Consider the following 1,290-nt stretch of genomic DNA (forward strand, 5'->3'; position numbering starts at 1 on the left):
GATGGTGTATAAAAGTATGTGTAAACATTTTTAGGAAAAAAATAAGGCAAAGTACCCCCTAGGTTTATCCAGAACCTAAAATGAAAGGAGACTTTGCCTCATGCCTAATAATAGTATATCCAATTTAGACTTAGGTAAACAAATCGAAGCCATGGTAAAAGAATTTGTACAAGATAAATTAGAGTTCATTCTTAGGGAGGAAATTCAAAACTTCTTGAATACGGAACCTCAAGATACACCTAATTCTAAAAATGGTTATTACCAAAGAATGTTAGATACGAAATTTGGACGAATAGAAGATTTGTCTGTTCCAAGAGATCGAAATGGAGACTTTCAAACCTCCCTATTCCAACCCTATCAACGTCGTGATGGTTGGTTAGAAGAAGCCATTTTAAGTCTATACCAAGGTGGCGTAAGTACCCGACAAGTTGGGAAATTTGTGGAGCGTTTATTAGATGGTAATACGTATTCAGCTACTACTGTGTCTAATATTACAGAAAAAATTAGAGCTGATATCGAAAGTTGGCAATCACGCACATTAGAGTCTAATTACACGGCACTTTATTTAGATTGCTTATTTTTCAGTGTGCGTCGCGATACGGTTGAAAAAGAGGCGATTTATATTGCTTTGGGCATTACGTTAGAAGGGAAACGTGAAATCTTAGGCTTTTATGTTGGCGGAAGAGAATCGGCAAGTGGTTGGAGAGAGATTCTAGAAAATTTACATGAGCGAGGCGTAAAAAACGTTTTACTAGGTATTTTCGATGGGCTAACTGGCTTAGAAACAGCGTTTCTAAGTGTATATCCTAAAGCGGATGTTCAACGTTGTGTTGTGCATAAAATGAGAAATGTGTTGTCCAAAGTACGAAAAACTGACCAAAAAGATGTCGCAAGTGATTTTAAGCAAGTGTATAAAGCTGCAGATTTACCAAGCGCGGAAGAAGCGTTTCAAATGGTAAAAGAAAAATGGGGCAAGAAGTATAAAAAAGAAGTGGAATCATGGGAAAAAGATTTGCCCGTTCTTCTTACTTTTTATAAATACCCAAAAGAGATCCGATCTTATATCTATACAACGAATATGATTGAGCGAACAATTAAAGAGGTACGTAAACGCTTAAAAACCATGAATAGTCTTCCGAGTATAGAATCTGTAGAAAAAATTGTATATTTAGTATCAAATAATTATAACAACAGTTGGACTACCAAACGAACAGCTGGATTCGGTTTAGCACATGAAAAAATTTATAAAATGTTTAAAGAGCGTTATGAAGAAAAAACCATTTAAAAAAT

At 35.2% G+C, this 1,290-nt stretch carries 1 protein-coding gene; it reads left to right on the forward strand.

The genetic code is table 11. From position 1 onward, the window contains the following. Positions 1 to 100: 100 nt before the first annotated feature. Positions 101 to 1,285 (forward strand): IS256 family transposase, encoded by a 1,185-nt coding sequence (locus ACTFOB_RS26280; protein WP_440030137.1) that lies wholly within the window; start codon positions 101 to 103, stop codon positions 1,283 to 1,285. The last annotated feature ends 5 nt before the right edge of the window (positions 1,286 to 1,290 follow it).

The sequence above is a fragment of the Bacillus cereus group sp. MYBK79-1 genome, assembly GCF_051915365.1.
Taxonomy (GTDB): domain Bacteria; phylum Bacillota; class Bacilli; order Bacillales; family Bacillaceae_G; genus Bacillus_A.